At 67.1% G+C, this 18,644-nt stretch carries 11 protein-coding genes; 10 read left to right on the top strand and 1 reads right to left on the bottom strand.

What is annotated here, in order from left to right:
- Window positions 1–36: 36 nt before the first annotated feature.
- Window positions 37–1,356, bottom strand: coding sequence for a M20 family metallopeptidase (locus O0J15_RS15760; RefSeq protein ID WP_155030218.1), 1,320 nt, complete (start codon window positions 1,354–1,356; stop codon window positions 37–39).
- A gap of 185 nt (window positions 1,357–1,541) precedes the next feature.
- Between O0J15_RS15760 and O0J15_RS15755 the strand changes: the two genes are divergently transcribed.
- The 10 genes from O0J15_RS15755 to O0J15_RS15710 all read left to right on the top strand — a co-directional run bounded on the left by O0J15_RS15755 (window position 1,542) and on the right by O0J15_RS15710 (window position 18,169).
- On the top strand, window positions 1,542–2,786 hold the full coding sequence (locus O0J15_RS15755) for an efflux RND transporter periplasmic adaptor subunit (protein ID WP_308305919.1): 1,245 nt from the start codon (window positions 1,542–1,544) through the stop codon (window positions 2,784–2,786).
- 74 nt (window positions 2,787–2,860) lie between these two features.
- Entirely contained in the window at window positions 2,861–6,094 is a 3,234-nt protein-coding gene (locus O0J15_RS15750) for an efflux RND transporter permease subunit (protein WP_019661486.1), read from the top strand.
- 31 nt (window positions 6,095–6,125) lie between these two features.
- Complete coding sequence (locus O0J15_RS15745; RefSeq protein WP_019661487.1) at window positions 6,126–9,248, top strand: efflux RND transporter permease subunit; 3,123 nt, start codon at window positions 6,126–6,128, stop codon at window positions 9,246–9,248.
- 326 nt (window positions 9,249–9,574) lie between these two features.
- A complete protein-coding gene (locus O0J15_RS15740) occupies window positions 9,575–11,632 on the top strand; it encodes a TonB-dependent receptor (protein WP_308305918.1) in 2,058 nt (685 codons plus the stop codon).
- A gap of 182 nt (window positions 11,633–11,814) precedes the next feature.
- Window positions 11,815–13,992, top strand: a complete 2,178-nt coding sequence (gene yccS, locus O0J15_RS15735) for a YccS family putative transporter (RefSeq protein ID WP_308305917.1) — start codon at window positions 11,815–11,817, stop codon at window positions 13,990–13,992.
- Between the two features lie 141 nt (window positions 13,993–14,133).
- Window positions 14,134–14,928 carry an SDR family NAD(P)-dependent oxidoreductase gene (locus O0J15_RS15730; protein WP_111098931.1) on the top strand — a complete coding sequence of 265 codons (795 nt, stop codon included), beginning with the start codon at window positions 14,134–14,136 and terminating at the stop codon, window positions 14,926–14,928.
- Window positions 14,929–15,027: 99 nt separating this feature from the next.
- Window positions 15,028–16,917 (top strand): MFS transporter, encoded by a 1,890-nt coding sequence (locus O0J15_RS15725; RefSeq protein ID WP_019661491.1) that lies wholly within the window; start codon window positions 15,028–15,030, stop codon window positions 16,915–16,917.
- A 182-nt stretch (window positions 16,918–17,099) separates the two neighbouring features.
- On the top strand, window positions 17,100–17,387 hold the full coding sequence (locus O0J15_RS15720; RefSeq protein ID WP_005419784.1) for a CD225/dispanin family protein: 288 nt from the start codon (window positions 17,100–17,102) through the stop codon (window positions 17,385–17,387).
- Window positions 17,388–17,421: 34 nt separating this feature from the next.
- Complete coding sequence (locus O0J15_RS15715) at window positions 17,422–17,700, top strand: CD225/dispanin family protein (protein ID WP_308305916.1); 279 nt, start codon at window positions 17,422–17,424, stop codon at window positions 17,698–17,700.
- Window positions 17,701–17,743: 43 nt separating this feature from the next.
- On the top strand, window positions 17,744–18,169 hold the full coding sequence (locus tag O0J15_RS15710; protein WP_019661493.1) for a DUF2752 domain-containing protein: 426 nt from the start codon (window positions 17,744–17,746) through the stop codon (window positions 18,167–18,169).
- Window positions 18,170–18,644 lie beyond the last annotated feature (475 nt).

Raw genomic sequence — 18,644 nt, 5'->3', positions numbered from 1 at the left:
CGGCGGGTGCAGGGCTGCAAGCCCTGCCAACACCCCTCACCCCGCCGGAGTGCCGGCACCGTGCAGGTAATCCAGGCTCACCTGCAGCAGCGCACGCAGACCCACATCCAGCGCCTTCTCATCCAGCAGGAACTTCGGCGAATGATTGGCCGGCGCCGTCGCCGGGTCGATGCCCACGCTGGTGGAACCGACGAAGAAGAACATGCCAGGCACTTCCTTCGCGTACAGCGAGAAATCCTCCGCGCCCATCTGAAGCGGTGGCTCGTACACGTTGTCCTTGCCCACCACCGCCTGCAGGCTCGGCAGCATCTTCGCGGTCAGCGCCGGGTCGTTCACCGTGGCCGGGTTGCCCTCCGATTCGTAGATGTCGGTCACCGCCTTGGCACCGTGCGCGGCGGCCGTGTGCTCGGCCACGTTGCGCAGGTCGGCGAAGATCTGCTGGCGCATCCCTTCGTCGAAGGTGCGGATGGTGCCGACCATCTCCACTTCATCGGGAATGATGTTGTAGCGGATGCCGCCGTTGATTGCGCCGAAGGTCAGCACCGCCGGTTGCTTGGACAGGTTGGCACGGCGGCTGACGATGGTCTGCGCGGTGCCGACCAGATCGGCGGTAGCGACGATCGGGTCAACACCGTTCCACGGTGCCGAGCCATGCGTCTGGCGCCCGATCACTTTGATGCCGAAACGGTCCGAGGCGGCCATCAACGGGCCACCGCGCACCGCGATCTGGCCGGCCTGCACGCTGGAGAACACATGCAGGCCAAAAACCGCCTCCGGCTTGAAATCGGCGAACAGCCCTTCCTTCAGCATAAGTGCGGCACCGCCCTCTTCCGGCGGCGGCGCGCCCTCCTCGGCCGGCTGGAAGATCAGCATCACCTGGCCCGGCAGGTCCTTCTTCATCGACACCAGTGCTTCGGCCACGCCGAGCAGCGTCGCGGTGTGCGCGTCGTGGCCACAGGCATGCATCACGCCCACGGTCTGCCCGCGGTACTGGTCAGTGGCCTTGGAAGCGAACGGCAGGCCGGTCTGCTCGGTCACCGGCAGCGCGTCCATGTCCGCGCGCAATGCGATCTTCGGGCCCGGCTTGCCGCCTTCGATGATCGCCACCACGCCGTGGTGCGCGATGCCGGTCTTCGGCTTCAGGCCCATCGCCCGCAGGCGCTTGGCGACTTCGGCCGAGGTACGCACTTCGCGGTTGGACAGCTCCGGGTGCTGGTGGAAATCACGACGCCACTCGATCACCTTGGACTGCAGCCGCTGCGCGGCGGCGGTCACTTCCGGGCGCTGCCCGTCCTGGGCGTGGGCAAGGGCCGGCAGGGCCAGCAGCAGGGCGGACAGCAGCAGCGAACGGCGCATCACAATCTCCACGGCAGGGGGTTCCAGCTGAATGTAGGGCAACACTGCCGCCACGGGAACCTCCGGCGCGGCATCCGGTCTTAGCGCCCGTCCCATCCGTCATGCAGGAAACGTGATGTGGCACAGGTATGCTTTGCGCATTGCCCCCGGGTCGCGCCCGGTCCAGCCCTTTTGGAGTCCTCGTAATGTCACGTGTTTGGAAGATCGTGCTGCTGGTCGTGGCAGTGCTGGTGCTGGCCGTGGTCGGCCTGCGGGTCGTCGGCGGCGGCAAGGACGAGGCTGGAAAACCGGCTGCGGGCGCGCGCCAGGGCGGCGAAGACCCGGATGCGGGCCCGGTGCCGGTGACCGTGGTCGATGCCACCCGCCAGGACGTACCGGTGTACGCCAGCGCGCTGGGCACGGTGACCGCAATGAATACCGTTACGGTCAGCCCGCAGGTCGGCGGCCAGCTGATGAGCCTGAATTTCCGCGAAGGCCAGGAAGTGAAGCAGGGTGATGTGCTGGCGGTGATCGATCCGCGCACTGCCCAGGCCAGCTATGACCAGGCCGCGGCAGCCAAGCGCCAGAACGAAGCCCTGCTGGCCACCGCGCGCTCCAACTACCAGCGCTCCAACGCGCCGGAATACCGCCAGTACGTCGCCAAGACCGATCTGGATACACAGCGAAACCAAGTGGCACAGTACGAAAGCGCAGTCGCTGCGAACGAGGCCAGCATGCGCTCGGCGCAGGTGCAGCTGCAGTACACCCGGGTCACTGCGCCGATCTCCGGCATCGCCGGCATCCGTGCGGTCGATGCGGGCAACGTGGTCAACGCCGGCACCGCGCTGGTCACGCTGACCCAGATCCATCCGATCCACGTGCTGTTCAACCTGCCCGAGCGCCAGCTGGGTGATGTGCGCCAGGCACAGGCCGCCGGCACGGTGCCGGTGGCCGCGCTGGACCGCGCCGACTCGCATGTTCTGTCCGGCGACGGCAAGCTGGACGTGGTCGACAACCTGATCAGTGCGGACAGCGGCACGTTCAAGGCACGTGCGGTCTTCGACAACACCGACAATGGCCTGTGGCCGGGCCAGTTCGTCAACGTGCGCATGCAGCTGCGCACGATCGCCGGTGGCGTGGTCATCCCGACCCAGGCGGTGCTGCGTGGCCCGGATGGCGAATACGTCTATGTCGTGCAGGGCGACAACACGGTGAAGATGCAGACCGTGCGCAGCGGCGTGGAAGTGGGCGACAGCCAGGTGCAGATTGCCGAAGGCCTGAAGGGCGGCGAGCGGGTGGTCAGTGAAGGACAGTTCCGCCTGAAGCCGGGCAGCAAGGTCACCGCACTGAAGCCGGGCCAGACCCCGGCCGCACCGACCGAGGCCGAGCTGAAGGCGGCCGAGCAGAAGAACGGTGGCGGCGGTGGCCGTCGCGGTGGTGGCCCGCGCTGAGCGCAGGCGACTGTTCTCCCTCGCGCCGGCATGCTCGTCGGCGCCGACATTGAAGTGCCAGCAAGGATCAGTCCGTGGGCTTTTCGACGATCTTCATCCGCCGCCCGATCGCCACCTCGCTGTTGATGGCGGGCCTGTTGCTGCTGGGCATCCTCGGCTACCGCAAGCTGCCGGTGTCGGCGCTGCCGGAAATCGATGCGCCCAGCCTGGTGGTCACCACCCAGTACCCCGGCGCCAACGCCACCACCATGGCCTCGCTGGTCACCACGCCGCTGGAGCGCCAGTTCGGGCAGATCTCCGGGCTGGAGCTGATGACCTCCGACTCGTCGGCCGGGTTGTCCACGATCATCCTGCAGTTCTCGATGGACCGGAACATCGACATCGCCGCGCAGGACGTACAGGCGGCGATACGCCAGGCCACCCTGCCCTCGTCGCTGCCCTACCAGCCGGTCTACAACCGGGTGAACCCGGCTGACGCGGCCATCGTTACCTTGAAACTGACGTCTGACACGCGTCCGCTGCGCGATGTCAACAACTACGCCGACTCCATCCTGGCCCAGCGCCTGTCACAGGTGCAGGGCGTCGGCCTGGTCTCGATTGCCGGCAACGTGCGCCCGGCCGTGCGCATCCAGGTCAATCCGGCGCAGCTGTCGAACATGGGCCTGACCCTGGAACAGCTGCGCAGCGCGCTCACCCAAGCCAACGTCAATGCGCCCAAGGGCTCGTTGAACGGCAAGACCCAGTCCTACAGCATCGGCACCAACGACCAGCTGGCCAGCGCCGCCGAGTACCGCGACACCATCATCAGCTACAAGAACGGCCGCCCGGTGCGGCTGTCGGACGTGGCCGAGGTGGTCGATGGCGTGGAGAACGACCAGCTCGCCGCCTGGGCCGATGGCAAGCCGGCGGTGCTGTTGGAAGTGCGGCGCCAGCCCGGTGCCAACATCGTGCAGACGGTCGAGCGCATCCGCGCGATCCTGCCGCAGCTGCAGGGCGTGCTGCCAGCCGACGTGCACCTGGAGATCTTCAACGACCGTACCGAGACCATCCGCGCCTCGGTGCACGAAGTGCAGTTCACCCTGATCCTCACCATCGGCCTGGTGGTGGCGGTGATCTTCGTATTCCTGCGCCGGTTGTGGGCCACGATCATTCCCTCGGTGGCGGTACCGCTCTCGCTGGCCGGCACTTTCGCGGTGATGGCCTTTGCCGGCATGTCGCTGGACAACCTCTCGCTGATGGCGCTGGTGGTGGCCACCGGTTTCGTGGTCGACGATGCGATCGTGATGATCGAGAACATCGTGCGGTATATCGAACAGGGCAAGAGCGGCAAGGAAGCGGCCGAGATCGGTGCACGCCAGATCGGCTTCACCGTGCTGTCGCTGACCATCTCGCTGGTGGCGGTGTTCCTGCCGCTGCTGCTGATGCCCGGTGTGACCGGCCGCCTGTTCCATGAGTTCGCCTGGGTGCTGAGCATCGCGGTGGTGCTGTCGATGCTGATCTCGCTGACGCTCACCCCGATGATGTGTGCCTACCTGCTCAAGCCCGATGCCCTGCCCGAGGGCGAGGACGCGCATGAGCGCGCGGCGGCGGCCGGCAAGCAGAACCTGTGGACGCGCACCGTCGGCCTGTACGAGCACAGCCTGGACTGGGTGCTGGGCCACCAGCGCCTGACCTTGGCCGTGGCCGGCGGCGCACTGGTGCTGACCGTGCTGCTGTACGTGCTGATCCCCAAGGGCCTGCTGCCCGAACAGGACACCGGCCTGATCACCGGCGTGGTGCAGGCCGACCAGAACATCGCCTTCCCGCAGATGGAGCAGCGCACCAGGCAGGTGGCCGAAGCGCTGCGCCAGGATCCGGACGTGACCGGCGTGTCGGCCTTCATCGGCGCCGGCAGCATGAACCCCACGCTCAACCAGGGCCAGCTGTCGATCGTGCTGAAGGAACGCGGCGAGCGCGATGGCCTGGAGGAGATCCTGCCACGCCTGCAGAAGGCAGTGGCCGGCATTCCGGGGGTGGCGCTGTACCTGAAGCCGGTGCAGGACGTAACCCTGGATACCCGTGTGGCCGCCACCGAGTACCAGTACTCGCTGTCGGACGTGGATTCGGCGACGGTGGCGACCCAGGCCACGCGCCTGACCGAAGCGCTGCGCAAGCGCCCGGAACTGGCCGACGTCGACAACAACCTGTCCAGCCAGGGCCGCGCCCTGGAGCTGAACATCGACCGCGACAAGGCCAGCGTGCTGGGCGTGCCGATGCAGACCATCGACGACACGCTCTACGATGCGTTCGGCCAGCGCCAGATCTCGACCATCTTCACCGAGCTCAACCAGTATCGCGTGGTGCTGGAAGTGGCACCGGAGTTCCGCACCAGCACCGCGCTGATGGAACAGCTGGCGGTCGCCTCCAACGGCGCCGGCGCATTGACCGGCACCAATGCCACCAGCTTCGGCCAGGTCACCTCCTCCAACTCGTCCACCGCCACCGGCATCGGCGCGCAGAACACCGGCATCACGGTCGGCGCCGGCAACATCATTCCGCTGTCGGCGCTGGCCGAAGGCAAGGTGAGCAGCGCACCGCTGGTGGTCAGCCACCAGCAGCAGCTGCCGGCGGTGACGGTGTCGTTCAACGTGGCGCCGGGCTATTCGCTGTCCGAAGCGGTGCGAGCGATCCAGGAGACCAAGGACAGCCTGGACATGCCGGCACATCTGCATGCCGAATTCATCGGCAAGGCAGCCGAGTTCACCGGCAGCCAGACCGATGTGGTGTGGCTGCTGCTGGCCTCGCTGGTGGTGATCTACATCGTGCTGGGCGTGCTCTACGAGAGCTACATCCACCCGATCACGATCATCTCCACCCTGCCGCCGGCCGGTGTCGGCGCGCTGCTGGCGCTGATGCTGTGCGGGCTGAGCCTGTCGGTGGATGGCATCGTCGGCATCGTGCTGCTGATCGGCATCGTCAAGAAGAACGGCATCATGATGGTCGACTTCGCGATCGAGGCGCGCCGCGCCGGTGCCAACGCGCATGACGCGATCCGTCGCGCCTGCCTGCTGCGCTTCCGCCCGATCATGATGACCACCGCCGCAGCCATGCTCGGCGCACTGCCGCTGGCGCTGGGCACCGGCATCGGTTCGGAGCTGCGCCGCCCGCTGGGTATCGCCATCGTCGGCGGCCTGCTGCTGTCGCAGCTGGTCACGCTGTACACCACGCCGGTGATCTACCTGTACATGGAGCGCTTCTCCGAGTGGCTGGCGCGCCGCCGCGAACAGCGCGCGCTGCGCAATGGTTCGCTGCAGGAGCCGCAGGCATGATCCACGCCCCGCTGCTGCGGGAGGCCGCACGATGAACCTGTCCGGCCCTTTCATCCGCCGCCCGATCGGCACCGCGCTGCTGGCCATCGGCTTGTTCATGGTCGGCCTGATCTGCTACCTGCGCCTGGGCGTGTCGGCGCTGCCGAACATCGAGATCCCCGTGATCTTCGTGCACGCCAGCCAGTCCGGCGCCGATGCGGCAACCATGGCGTCCACGGTCACCGCACCGCTGGAACGCCACCTCGGCCAGCTGCCGGGCATCGACCGCATGCGCTCGTCGAGCTCGGAAGGCAGCTCGCTGGTGTTCATGATCTTCCAGAGCGGCCACGACATCGATTCGGCCGCGCTGGACGTGCAGACCGCGATCAACTCGGCGCAGGCCGACCTGCCCTCGGGCATGGGCTCGCCGATGTACCAGAAGGCAAACCCGAACGACGACCCGGTCATCGCCATTGCGCTGACCTCGCAGACGCAGTCGGCCGACGAGCTCTACAACGTCGCCGATTCGCTGCTGGCACAGCGCATCCGCCAGATCAGCGGCGTGGCCTCGGTGGACATCGCCGGTGCCTCGACGCCGGCCGTGCGCGTGGACGTCAACCTGCGCCTGATGAACGCGCTGGGCCTGACTGCCGATGATCTGCGCAACGCCGTACGCGCAGCCAATGTCACCTCGCCCACCGGCTTCCTCAGCGATGGAAATACCACCACCGCGATCATCGCCAACGATTCGGTCGCGCGTGCAGCCGACTTCGCCGACCTGGTGGTGAAGACCCAGGGCGATGGCCGGGTGATCCGCCTGAAGGACATCGCCAACGTCTATGACGGCCAGCAGGATGCCTACCAGGCCGCCTGGTTCGACCACAAGCCGGCGGTGGTGATGTACGTGTTCACCCGCGCCGGGGCCAACATCGTGGAGACCGTGGACCGGGTCAAGGCGCAGATTCCCGCGCTGCGCGACTACCTGCAGCCCGGCACCACGATGACGCCGTACTTCGACCGTACGCCGACCATCCGCTCGTCGCTGCATGAAGTGCAGATTACCCTGCTGATCAGCCTGGCGATGGTGGTGCTGACCATGGCGCTGTTCCTGCGCCGGCTGGCGCCGACGCTGATCGCCGCCGTAACCGTGCCGCTGTCGCTGGCCGGTGCGGCGCTGGTGATGTACGTGATGGGCTTCACCCTGAACAACCTGAGCCTGCTGGCGCTGGTGATCGCGATCGGCTTCGTGGTGGACGATGCGATCGTGGTGATCGAGAACATCATGCGCCATCTCGACGAGGGCATGCCGCGCATGCAGGCGGCACTGACCGGCGCGCGCGAGATCGGCTTCACCATCGTCTCGATCACTGCCTCGCTGGTGGCGGTGTTCATTCCGCTGCTGTTCGCCAGCGGCATGATGGGCGCGTTCTTCCGCGAGTTCACCGTCACCCTGGTGGCGGCCATTGTGGTCTCGATGATCGTCTCGCTGACGCTGACCCCGGCGCTGTGCAGCCGCTTCCTCAGTGCGCACGACCACAGCGCGCCGCCGTCGCGTTTCGGCCGCTGGCTCGATGCCGGCCACGAGCGGATGCTGCGCATCTACACCGTGTTCCTCGACTTCTCGCTGCGCCACGCGCTGCTGCTGTCGTTGACGCCGTTGCTGCTGATCGCCGCCACCATCTTCCTGTTCGGTGCAGTGAAGAAGGGTGCGTTCCCGCCGCAGGACACCGGCCTGATCTGGGGCCGGGCCAATTCCAGCGCCACTGTTTCCTTCGAGGACATGGTCAGCCGCCAGCGTCGCATCACCGACATGCTGATGGCCGACCCGGCAGTGAAGACCGTGGGCGTTCGCCTGGGCAGCGGCCGCCAGGGGTCGAGTGCGCAGTTCAACATCGAGCTGAAATCGCGCAGGGAAGGCCGTCGCGAAACCACCGCGCACGCCCTGGCGCGGCTGAGCGCCAAGGCCGACCGCTACCCCGACCTGCAACTGCGCCTGCGCGCTATCCAGGATCTGCCCAGCAATGACGGCGGCGGCTCAAGCCAGGGCGCGCAGTACCGCATCTCGCTGCAGGGCAACGACCTGGCATCACTGCAGGAGTGGCTGCCCAAGCTGCAGGCGGAGCTGAAGAAGAACCCGAAGCTGCGCGACGTCGGCACCGACGTGGACAATGCCGGCCTGCGCCAGAACATCCAGATCGACCGCGCAAAGGCCGCGCGCCTGGGCATCACGGTGGGCGCCATCGACGGCGCGCTGTACGGTGCGTTCGGCCAGCGCCAGATCTCCACCATCTACTCCGACATCAACCAGTACAGCGTGGTGGTCAATGCCCTGCCCTCGCAGACCGCCACCCCGGCGGCGCTGGATGAGGTGTACGTGCGTGCGCGCAACGGCGACATGGTGCCGATCACCGCGGTGGCCACCCAGGTGCCCGGCCTGGCACCGTCGCAGATCACCCATGAAAACCAGTACACGACGATGGACCTCAGCTACAACCTTGCTCCGAACGTGAGCATGGGCGAAGCCAAGGCGATCATCGACGCCACTGTAGCCGGCATGCGCATGCCCGGTGACATCCGCCTGGCCGACGACGCGGGCTTCGGCTTCAATTCAGATCCCAGCGACATGCTGATCCTGGTGTTTGCCGCGATCCTGACCGTCTACCTGGTGCTGGGCATGCTCTACGAGAGCCTGATCCACCCGGTCACCATCCTGTCCACGCTGCCGGCGGCGGGCGTCGGTGCGCTGCTGGCGTTGTTCGGCACCAACACCGAACTGTCGGTGATCTCGATGATCGCGCTGGTGCTGCTGATCGGCATCGTCAAGAAGAACGCGATCATGATGATCGACTTCGCGCTGGTGGCGCAGCGCGAGCATGGGCTGGCGCCGCGCGAGGCGGCACGCGAGGCCAGCATCGTGCGCTTCCGTCCGATCATGATGACCACGATGGTGGCGATCCTGGCAGCGGTTCCGCTGGCGATCGGCCTGGGCGAAGGGTCCGAACTGCGTCGTCCGCTGGGTATCGCGATGATCGGCGGCCTGCTGTTCTCGCAGAGCCTGACCCTGCTCAGCACGCCGGCGCTGTACGTGATCTTCTCGTGCCTGGCCGAACGCTGGCGGGCCCGTCGCGCGCGCAGGCGCGAAGCGAAGCTGCTCAAGCGCGCGCAGCGGGCGTAGAGCGGCCCATACACGCATGGCGTGGATCTACGGGGGTAGAGCCGGCCACTGGCCGGCTTTCTCCGTACGGCGAATCTGCCGGCCAGCGGCCGGCACTACCGTGGATGCGAATGGTGGGTACGGACCGTGGGCGCGGACCGTTGGTCCGCACGCCTCCAGGTTTGACGTGCCGTAACGAAAAGAGAACAATTCTCATCCAGCCACGGTCCTGCGCCCCGTTGCGGCGCCCCGCTGCCTTCCCCGGCCAGCCTGCGTGATCCCAGCCACTGCCCCTTCCCCCACCCGTGGGCGGATGGCCTGTGGCCGTCCGTCGAGGACCACCATCGATGCTGCCTTCCCGTCTCCCCCGCCTGGCCCTGCTGGCCTCCGCCCTGTCCGCCGCCTGCGCTGCCCATGCCGAAGCGCCGGCCGTCAGCCGCAAAGCCACCGATCTGGATGCGGTGAATGTCACCGCCGAACGCACCCATACCGACGCCGGCGCACTGGGCGACCGCGCCCTGCGCGACACTCCGTTTGCGATCACCGCTGTTGGCCGCGAGCAGATCGAGCAGCGCCAGGTGGTCTCGCTGGGCGAAGCCTTCCTGCTCGACCCTTCGGTCACCACCCAGGTCAGCGCCTACGCCAGCGGCTGGAGCTCACCCATCCGCAATCGCGGTATCGAACTGAATTTTGACAGCTATCGCGTCAATGGCCTGCAGGTCTCTTCCTGGGGTACCGAATGGCCGCTGGAAGTGATGGAACAGGTCGATCTGCTGAAAGGCCCGGGCGGCTTCCTGTACGGGTTCGGTGCACCCGGCGGCATCGTCAACTACATCACCAAGAAGCCGACGGACACGCCCACCTTCTCCGCCCAGCTGGGTTGGCGTGAACAGGGCATCGTCAGCGGCGGCATCGACGTTGGCGGACGTTTCGGCAACGAGCAGATGTTCGGCTACCGTTTCAACGCCTTCCAGGAAAAGGGCGAGACCTTCAATGGTGGGCACGTCGATCGCAAGGTTGGCGCACTCTCGCTGGATGCCCGTCTGAGCGATGTACTGACCTGGACCTTCGACGGCGTATTCCAGTCACGCGATCTGCGCGAAGAATCGCCGCAGTACTACTTCCGTGGCCTGACATCGCTGCCGCGACCGATTGCCGGGGATACCGACAACAGCGTGCCCGGCACCTACTACGACACCCGATCCAGCCTGCTGTCGACCGGCTTGAACTGGCAGATCAACAGCGACTGGAAAGCCAGCCTGAGTTACGGCGTCACCACCTCGTGGAACGACGTCAACAAGATCTTCGCCTACATCGACAATCCCAACGGCGACTATGACGTCAACGTCTACGAACTGGGCGGCAAGAGCGAGTGGAAGCTGGCCCAGGCGATGCTGCAGGGCAGCTTCCGCACTGGCCCGCTGCAGCATCAGGTGGTGGCGGGCATCAGCCACCAGACCGGGCTGGGTTGGGACCGCCCCTACGAATGGAACCTGATCGGCCGCGGCAACCTGTACCAGCGCCACGCCATCCGCCACGATGCCGTCGGTTCACGAGTGATGACCCGTGGCGACGAAGCCGTGCAGCAAGCGGTGTTCGCAAGCGATACCGTCGATCTCGGCAGTGGCTGGTCGGTATTGGCAGGCTGGCGTTACAACGACTACGAGACCAGGGGCCGCTACCACACCTACCCGGTCACACCGACCTACGCGGTGATGCTCAAGCCCCGCGAGGCCGTCACCCTCTACGCCAGCTACATCGAATCGCTGGAAGCGGGCAGCCGCGTGGGCAACAGCTACGTCAACGCCGGCGACGTGCTCGACCCGACCATCAGCAAGCAGTACGAGATCGGCGCGAAGGTCGAGGGGGCACGCTGGAATGCGAACCTGGCGGCGTTCCGGCTGGAGCGTGGCGCCAACATCGATGAGCTCACGCCTGCCGGCAAGCGCCTGGTGCAGGACGGCATCACGCTGTACGAAGGCATCGAAGCCAGTGCCGACCTGCACCTCAACGATGCCCTGACGGTCGGCGGTGGCGTCACCTGGCTGGACCCGACCTACGACAGGCTGTCGCCGGCCAGCGCCGCACAGGAAGGCAACCGTACCGCAGGTGCCGCGCGCTGGAGCGGCGTCATGCATGCCACCTACCAGCTGCCGTGGGTGGACGGCCTGGAAACGTATGCGGCCGTGCGCTACTACGGCGATGTCTGGTACGACGCCGACAACACCCTGAAGCTGCCCGACTACACGCTGGTGAATGCCGGCGTCGGCTACCGGCTGCTTGCCTCGGGCCACCCGGTGACCCTGCGTGCCAGCGTCGAGAACCTGGCCAACCGGAAGTACTGGTCCAACGCTGGCGCCGGCCTGCCGCGTACGTTCGCGGTGAGCGTTCGGTTCGACATGTAACCCCGGCAACCCCGTAGTGCCGGCCGCCGGCCGGCTCCTCGCACCTTCGTCCGGGCGCATGAAGAGCCGGGCAACGGCCGGCACTACCGCGTATCGAGCGGAAAATCATCCACGCGTGGCGTGGATCTACCATTTCACGCGTGGCCCGCAATAATGGTGGAAGACCCTTCCACCGAGCCTGCATGTCCGCCCGCCAATCCCGCCTCAGCCGCCTGTGGGCCCACGAGAAGGCCAGCTATGGCCTGCGGGTGTTCATCGCCCTGGCCGCAGCGCTTGCCGTGTGCTGGCAGCTGGACGCGCTCACCGCCCTGCCCGGCGTGTTTCTCGGCATCATCGCCAGCGCCATCGCCGAGACCGACGACAACTGGTGGGGCCGCACCAAGGCGGTACTGCTGTCGCTGCTGTGTTTCTGCCTTGCCGCAGCATCGGTGATCTGGCTGTTCCCGTGGCCGTGGATCTTCATTGGCGCGCTGGCGCTGTCCACCTTCGGCCTGACCCTGCTCGGTGCGCTCGGCGAGCGCTATGCGTCGATCGCCCAGGCGACGGTGACGCTGGCGATCTACACCATGATCGGCCTGGAGCAGCATGGCGCCGGCGACCTGCACAGCGCGCTGGACGCGGTCAGCCACCTGCTGGCCGGTGCGGTCTGGTATGGCCTGCTGTCGATCCTGTGGACCGCGCTGTTCGCCAACCGTCCGGTGCGCGAACGCGTGGCGCGGCTGTATCAGGAACTGGGCCGCTACCTGCAGCTGAAGGCTGCGCTGTTCGAGCCGGTGCGCGAAGCCGACCTGCAACGTCGCCAGCTCGACCTGGCCGAACAGAACCGCCGTGTGGTGGGTGCACTGAACGAGGCCAAGACAGCGATCCTTGCCCGCTTCGGCCGCTCCGGCCGGCCCGGGGTGAACTCCGGCCTGTACCTGCGCCTGTACTACATGGCGCAGGATTTCCACGAGCGCGCCAGTTCCTCGCACTACCCGTATGGCGCGCTGGTGGACGCCTTCTTCCACAGCGATGTGCTTTACCGCTGCCAGCGCCTGCTCGACCTGCAGGGCCAGGCCTGTGCCCGCCTGGGCGAGGCGATCCGGCTGCGTCGTCCGTTCGTATACGGTGAAAGCAACCAGCAGGCCGGGCGCGACCTGGCAGACGCGCTGGCCTACCTGCGTGACCAGCAGCGCCCGCAGTGGCAGCGCCTGCTCGGCTCGCTGGACCTGCTGGTTCACAACCTGCGCAGCATCGAGCGCCGCCTGCTGGATGCCGAACGTTCCGAAGCCAGCCTGGACAACGTCGACACCCGCCTGCGCGACAGCAACCCGCATACCCTGCGCGAGATGGGCGTGCGCATCCGCCAGCAGTTCACGCCCGGCTCGGTGCTGTTCCGCCATGGCCTGCGCATGGCACTGGCGCTGATCGCCGGCTTTGCAGCGATCCGGCTGTTCAATGCACAGAACGGTTCATGGGTACTGCTGACCATCGTGTTCGTGTGCCGGCCCAACTTCGGTGCCACCCGCCAGCGCCTGGCACAGCGCATCGTCGGCACCGTCGCCGGACTGGTGCTGACCTGGGCACTGCTGCAGCTGTTCCCGCAGCTGCACGTGCAGCTGCTGATCGCCCTGCTCTCTGCGCTGCTGTTCTTCTTCACCCGCACCGACCGCTACCTGGTGGCATCGGCGGCGATCACGGTGATGGCGCTGACCTGCTTCAACCTTATCGGCGACGGCTTCGTGCTGATCGTGCCGCGCATGGTCGATACGCTGCTGGGCTGCGCGATCGCCGCCGTCGCCGCATTCCTGATCCTGCCCGACTGGCAGGGCCGGCAGCTGCATCTCGTCCTGGCACGCGTGCTGGACACTGCGGCTCGCTACCTGGATTCGGTGCTGGGTCAGTACCGCAGCGGCATGCGCGATGACCTGGCCTACCGCATCGCCCGCCGCGACATGCACAACGCCGACGCCGCGCTGTCCACCGCATTGTCGAACATGCTGCGCGAACCCGGCCATGTGCGCCGCAATCTGGATGCCGGCTTCCGCTTCCTGGCGCTGTCCAACACGCTGCTGGGGCATCTGTCGGCGCTGGGTGCGCACCGCGACCAGGTGGACAGCTATGCTGGCGATCCACTGGCGCTGGCCGCGGGCGATCGCGTGCGCAAGGCACTTCAGCAGCTGGCGACGGCGCTGACCGCGCGGCAACCCGTTGCGGAAGATGACAACGACTCAGACCGCGCGGTGGCCGCCGAGCTGGAGCAGATCGACGAGGCGATGCCGCCGAAACTGCAGCTGATCCGTACCCAGATGGCGCTGGTGCTGCGGATGCTGCCGAAGGTGCGTGCAGCGGCCAATGAGGCAGTGACCAACCTGACCTGATTCCTTGTCGCTGGTCGGACATCCCATCCGCGCGTGGCGTGGATCTACTGCACCGTGTGCAACCGTGTGTTGCGCCTTGCGATGCATCCCGATCACCTTCCCGCGCGGATACTGGGTGATCCCCTGGTACTGGAATCCCCCATGAAGATCGAACTCGCCGGCCGCACCGCGCTGGTCACCGCCTCCACCGCCGGCATCGGCCTGGCGATCGCCCAGGGTCTTGCCGCGGCGGGTGCGCGGGTCATTCTCAACGGCCGCAGCACCGACAGTGTCGAACGCGCCCGCCAGCGCCTGCTCGCTACCGTTCCGGGTGCCGAGGTGATCGGCGTGGCCGCCGATCTCTCCGATGCGGCCGGCGTCGATACGCTGCTGGCCGGCCTGCCCAAGGTCGACATCCTGGTCAACAACGCCGGCGTCTTCGGCCCCGAGGACTTCTTCGAGACCGAAGATGCCACCTGGGAGCGTTACTGGCAGACCAACGTGATGTCCGGTGTGCGCCTGTCGCGGGCACTGCTGCCGGCGATGGTCGATGCCGGCTGGGGTCGCGTGCTGTTCATCTCCTCCGAATCGGCACGCAACATTCCCGCCGACATGATCCACTACGGGGTCAGCAAGACCGCGCAGCTGTCGCTGTCGCGCGGCCTGGCCAAGCGCGTGGCCGGCAGTGGCGTCACCGTCAACGCGGTGCTGCCCGGCCCGACCCTGTCCGATGGCTTCGCGGCGATGTTCGAGGATGAACGCCAGCGCAGCGGCAAGCCGCTGGAGCAGATCGGCCGCGAGTTCGTGATGGCACACAGGCCATCCTCGGTGATCCAGCGCACTGCCACGGTCGAGGAAGTGGCCAACATGGTGGTGTACCTGGCCTCGCCGCAGGCTTCCGCCACCTCCGGCGCGGCGCTGCGCGTGGACGGCGGCGTGGTCGACGATATCGTCTGAGGGTGCTGGCAGGTGTGCGGACCAACGGGTCCGCACCCACAGGTCCGTACCCACAGCAGATGGGCAGGAATGCTAGGCTGCGCCGGTCAAGGAGGCTCCATGTCCGGTCACAACCAGTTCGCCCTGCTGCGCCAGCGCCGTTTCCTGCCGTTCTTCGTGGTCCAGGCACTCGGCGCGTTCAACGACAACGTGTACCGGCAGGCGATCATCAGCATGTTGCTGTTCATGGCCGTGCCGGAGGAGGAGCTGGGGCTGTACGCCACGCTGGCACCGGCCATCTTCATTCTGCCCTACTTCCTGTTCTCGGCACTGGCCGGGCAGATCGCCGACAAACTGGAAAAATCGCGGCTGATCGTGATTACCACCACCATGGAGATCGTGATCATGTCGCTGGCGGCCGCCGGCTTCCTCACCCAGAGCCTGCCGGTGTTGCTGGTCGCCCTGTTCTGCACCGGCATGCAGTCGACCCTGTTCGGCCCGGTGAAGTACTCGGTGCTGCCGTCGGTGCTCAAGCCCGAGGAACTGACCGGCGGCAACGGCCTGGTCGAGATGGGCACCTCGATGTCGATCCTGTCCGGCATGATCGTCGGCGGCCTGGTGTTCACCGTGGCCGGCAGCCACGGCACCGTGGTGGCGGCCTGCGCGATCATCGCGCTGGCGATCTGCGGCAACATCGCCGCGCGCCTGATTCCCAAGGTCGATGCCGGCGACCCGAACCTGAAGATCAACTGGAACCCGCTGCCGGAATCACTGGCGGTGCTGCGCATGGCGCGCCAGCAGAAAGCCGTGCGCAATTCGATCCTGGGCGTGTCCTGGTTCTGGTTCGTCGGCACCGTGCTGACCTCGCAGCTACCGGCCTATGCGGTGACCAACCTGGGCGGTGAGCCAACCCTGTACATCTTTGCGCTGGCCCTGTTCTCGGTTGGCACCGGCATCGGCTCGCTGCTGTGCGAGAAGCTGTCGGCGCGCACGGTGGAAATCGGCCTGGTGCCGCTGGGCGCGTTCGGCATGACCGCGTTCCTGCTCGACCTGTACTTCGCCCGCAGCGGCGAGGCGACCGTGCAGGGGCTGGCCATCGGGCCGTTCCTGCAGCAGCCGGGCAGCAGCCGCATCGTCATCGACCTGGTCGGCATCGGCCTGTTCACCGGCATCTTCGTGGTGCCGCTGTTCGCGCTGATCCAGAGCCGCACGCCGAAGGCGCAGATGTCGCGCGTGTTCGCGGCGCTGAACATCCAGAATTCCGGCTTCATCGTCGCTGCGGCCCTGCTGTCGCTGGCCGCGCACACGCTGCTGCACTGGACCATCCCGCAGCAGTTCCTGGCGCTGGCCATCGCCAACGCGCTGGTGGCGATCTACATCTTCACCATCGTCCCCGAATTCCTGATGCGCTTCCTCAGCTGGCTGATGGTGCGCACGCTGTACCGGCTGCGCCCGCACGGCATCGAGGCCAACGTGCCCGACGAAGGCGCCGCGCTGCTGGTCTGCAACCATGTCAGCTACATGGACGCGCTGATCCTGTCGGCGACGATTCCACGCCCGGTGCGCTTCGTCATGTACTACCGGATCTTCAACATCCCGGTGATGCGCTGGATCTTCCGCACCGCCAAGGCGATCCCGATCGCCGGCGCGCGCGAAGACCCGGCGCTGATGCAGCGCGCGTTCGACGAGATTGACGCCGCGTTGGCCGAAGGTGAGCTGGTCTGCATCTTCCCGGAAGGTGCGCTGACCAGGGATGGTGCGATGGCCCCGTTCAAGTCGGGCGTTGAGAAGATCCTCCAACGGCGGCCGGTGCCGGTGGTGCCGATGGCCCTGCGCGGCATGTGGTCGAGCATGTGGAGCCGGCGCGACAGCCGCCTGGGCCGCATGCGGGTGCCGCGCCGTTTCCGTGCCACCGTCGAAGTGGTCGCGGCGCCGGCCGTGGATGGCCACAGCACCAGCGCCCCGGTGCTGGAGGCCCAGGTGCGGGCACTGCGCGGCGATCACGCCTGACGGAACCGGCCCGCCAGGCGGGCCCGGCGACCTCCCCCACATACGTCACCGTCCAGTGGCGTACGCGACATGTCGTGACTGTAAACGCATACATGCAACGTCGGTTGCGGTAGATTACGCACCCACAGGGGGGAGGTTCGGCCGAAACATCACGGCTGGCCACCAAGGAATGGAGTCTTGCTTTGAATCAACCACCACCGCTCAGCCGTCCGGTCTACATCCCCAACCATCTGGTCTGGGCGATCCTGACGACGCTGTTCTGCTGCCTCCCGTTGGGCGTGGTGTCGATCGTGTACGCCTCCCAGGTCGATGGCCGCCGCGCGGCCGGCGACCTGCCGGGGGCCTACAGTGCGTCGCGCAAGGCGGGCTGGTGGGCGGTGGCTTCGGCCGTGGCCCTGCCGGTCCTGTTGCTGTTGTGGTTCGGGCTGTTCGGCGGCTTGGCCGTGCTGGGCGCTCTTTCCGACCAATGATCTACCACCACCACCCATCAAGGAGCTTGAACCCATGAATACCGCCACTCCGCAGGTCCCGAACAATCTGGTCTGGGCCATCCTGAGCACCCTGTTCTGCTGCCTGCCGGCCGGCATCGTGTCGATCGTCTATGCCGCCCAGGTCAACGGCAAGCTGGCCGCTGGCGACATTGCCGGCGCCCAGGACTCCGCCGCCAAGGCCAAGAAGTGGGCCATCTGGTCGGCCATCGCCTGGGCCGTCGTGGTCGTGCTGTACGTGCTGTTCTTCGTTGTGCTCGGCGGCATGGGCGCGATGAGCAACAGCGGCTACTGATACGCCTGGACGGATCCGGCGCCTGCGCCGGATCCGTTGTTGCATGTCCGCGCTTCCTGCTCGTTCCCGGTTCGCCCGCTGGGCGCCGCTGCTGGTTTCCGCCGGCCTGGCCGCGGGCGCCACGGTGGTCCTGCGCAACGTCAATCCGTATGTCGCCGGCAATCCCTTGCCGAGCTGCCCGCTGTACGCGCTGACGGGCCTGTACTGCCCGGGATGTGGCAGCACGCGCTGCCTGTATTCCCTGGTCCACTTCGACCTGCCCGGCGCGATGGCGATGAACCCGCTGCTGGTCATCAGCCTGCCGTTCCTGTTGCTGATGCTGCTGAACATCGCCGGCATCCGCCCACGCCTGCTCGACCCGCTCATGCGGGTGCTGGCCAATCCTGTGTTCTGGCTCTGGGTGCTGCCTGGGTATGCGCTGCTGCGCAACCTGCCGTGGGCACCGTTTACCGCGCTGGCGCCGATCTAGGTTTCCAGCCAACGGCGCAGCCCCTCGTGGTGGGCGGCGTTCGTCGATCATGGGGTTGGCCGGGCGGGATGGGTTTGCGGGGGACGCCGTGAATCCGTCCGTGGAGGCTTGGCCGCGGCTTGCTCGTGTGCGCTGTCCTGCGCGCACGGCAAGACCAGGGTTGGGCGTCCTGCCCAACCCGCCCGAGGCATGCCTCGGACCCATGCCGCGGACACCCCCTCAAACCCATCCCGCCCGGCCACGGACAGTTTCCGTGCGCGTCCACCACGGAAAAGAAAGAGAAGATCAAAAGCGGATAGCTTCGCTGCGCTCGCTCGGAGCCGAGCATGGCTCGGCTCTACAGAACGTCAGTGCACGGAAAACTGTCGAAGGGGGGGGGGGGGGGGGGGGGGGGGGGGGGGGGGGGGGGGGGGGGGGGGGGGGGGGGGGGGGGGGGGGGGGCGGCCCCCCCCCCCCCCCCCCCCCCCCCCCCCCC

The organism is Stenotrophomonas sp. Sm10, from assembly GCF_030985515.1.
In the GTDB taxonomy this organism is placed as follows: domain Bacteria; phylum Pseudomonadota; class Gammaproteobacteria; order Xanthomonadales; family Xanthomonadaceae; genus Stenotrophomonas; species Stenotrophomonas hibiscicola.
The sequence above is the reverse complement of the archived record's forward strand: the minus strand, read 5'-3'. Positions and strand labels throughout refer to the sequence as shown.

What these genes read in the sequence shown, in the direction of transcription:
- O0J15_RS15740 (WP_308305918.1), top strand. Translation starts at nt 9,575, where the DNA reads ATGCTGCCTTCCCGTCTCCCCCGCCTGGCCCTGCTGGCCTCCGCCCTG.
- O0J15_RS15715 (WP_308305916.1), top strand. Translation starts at nt 17,422, where the DNA reads ATGAATACCGCCACTCCGCAGGTCCCGAACAATCTGGTCTGGGCCATC.
- O0J15_RS15745 (WP_019661487.1), top strand. Translation starts at nt 6,126, where the DNA reads ATGAACCTGTCCGGCCCTTTCATCCGCCGCCCGATCGGCACCGCGCTG.
- O0J15_RS15730 (WP_111098931.1), top strand. Translation starts at nt 14,134, where the DNA reads ATGAAGATCGAACTCGCCGGCCGCACCGCGCTGGTCACCGCCTCCACC.
- yccS (WP_308305917.1), top strand. Translation starts at nt 11,815, where the DNA reads ATGTCCGCCCGCCAATCCCGCCTCAGCCGCCTGTGGGCCCACGAGAAG.
- O0J15_RS15725 (WP_019661491.1), top strand. Translation starts at nt 15,028, where the DNA reads ATGTCCGGTCACAACCAGTTCGCCCTGCTGCGCCAGCGCCGTTTCCTG.
- O0J15_RS15710 (WP_019661493.1), top strand. Translation starts at nt 17,744, where the DNA reads ATGTCCGCGCTTCCTGCTCGTTCCCGGTTCGCCCGCTGGGCGCCGCTG.
- O0J15_RS15755 (WP_308305919.1), top strand. Translation starts at nt 1,542, where the DNA reads ATGTCACGTGTTTGGAAGATCGTGCTGCTGGTCGTGGCAGTGCTGGTG.
- O0J15_RS15760 (WP_155030218.1), bottom strand. Translation starts at nt 1,356, where the DNA reads ATGCGCCGTTCGCTGCTGCTGTCCGCCCTGCTGCTGGCCCTGCCGGCC.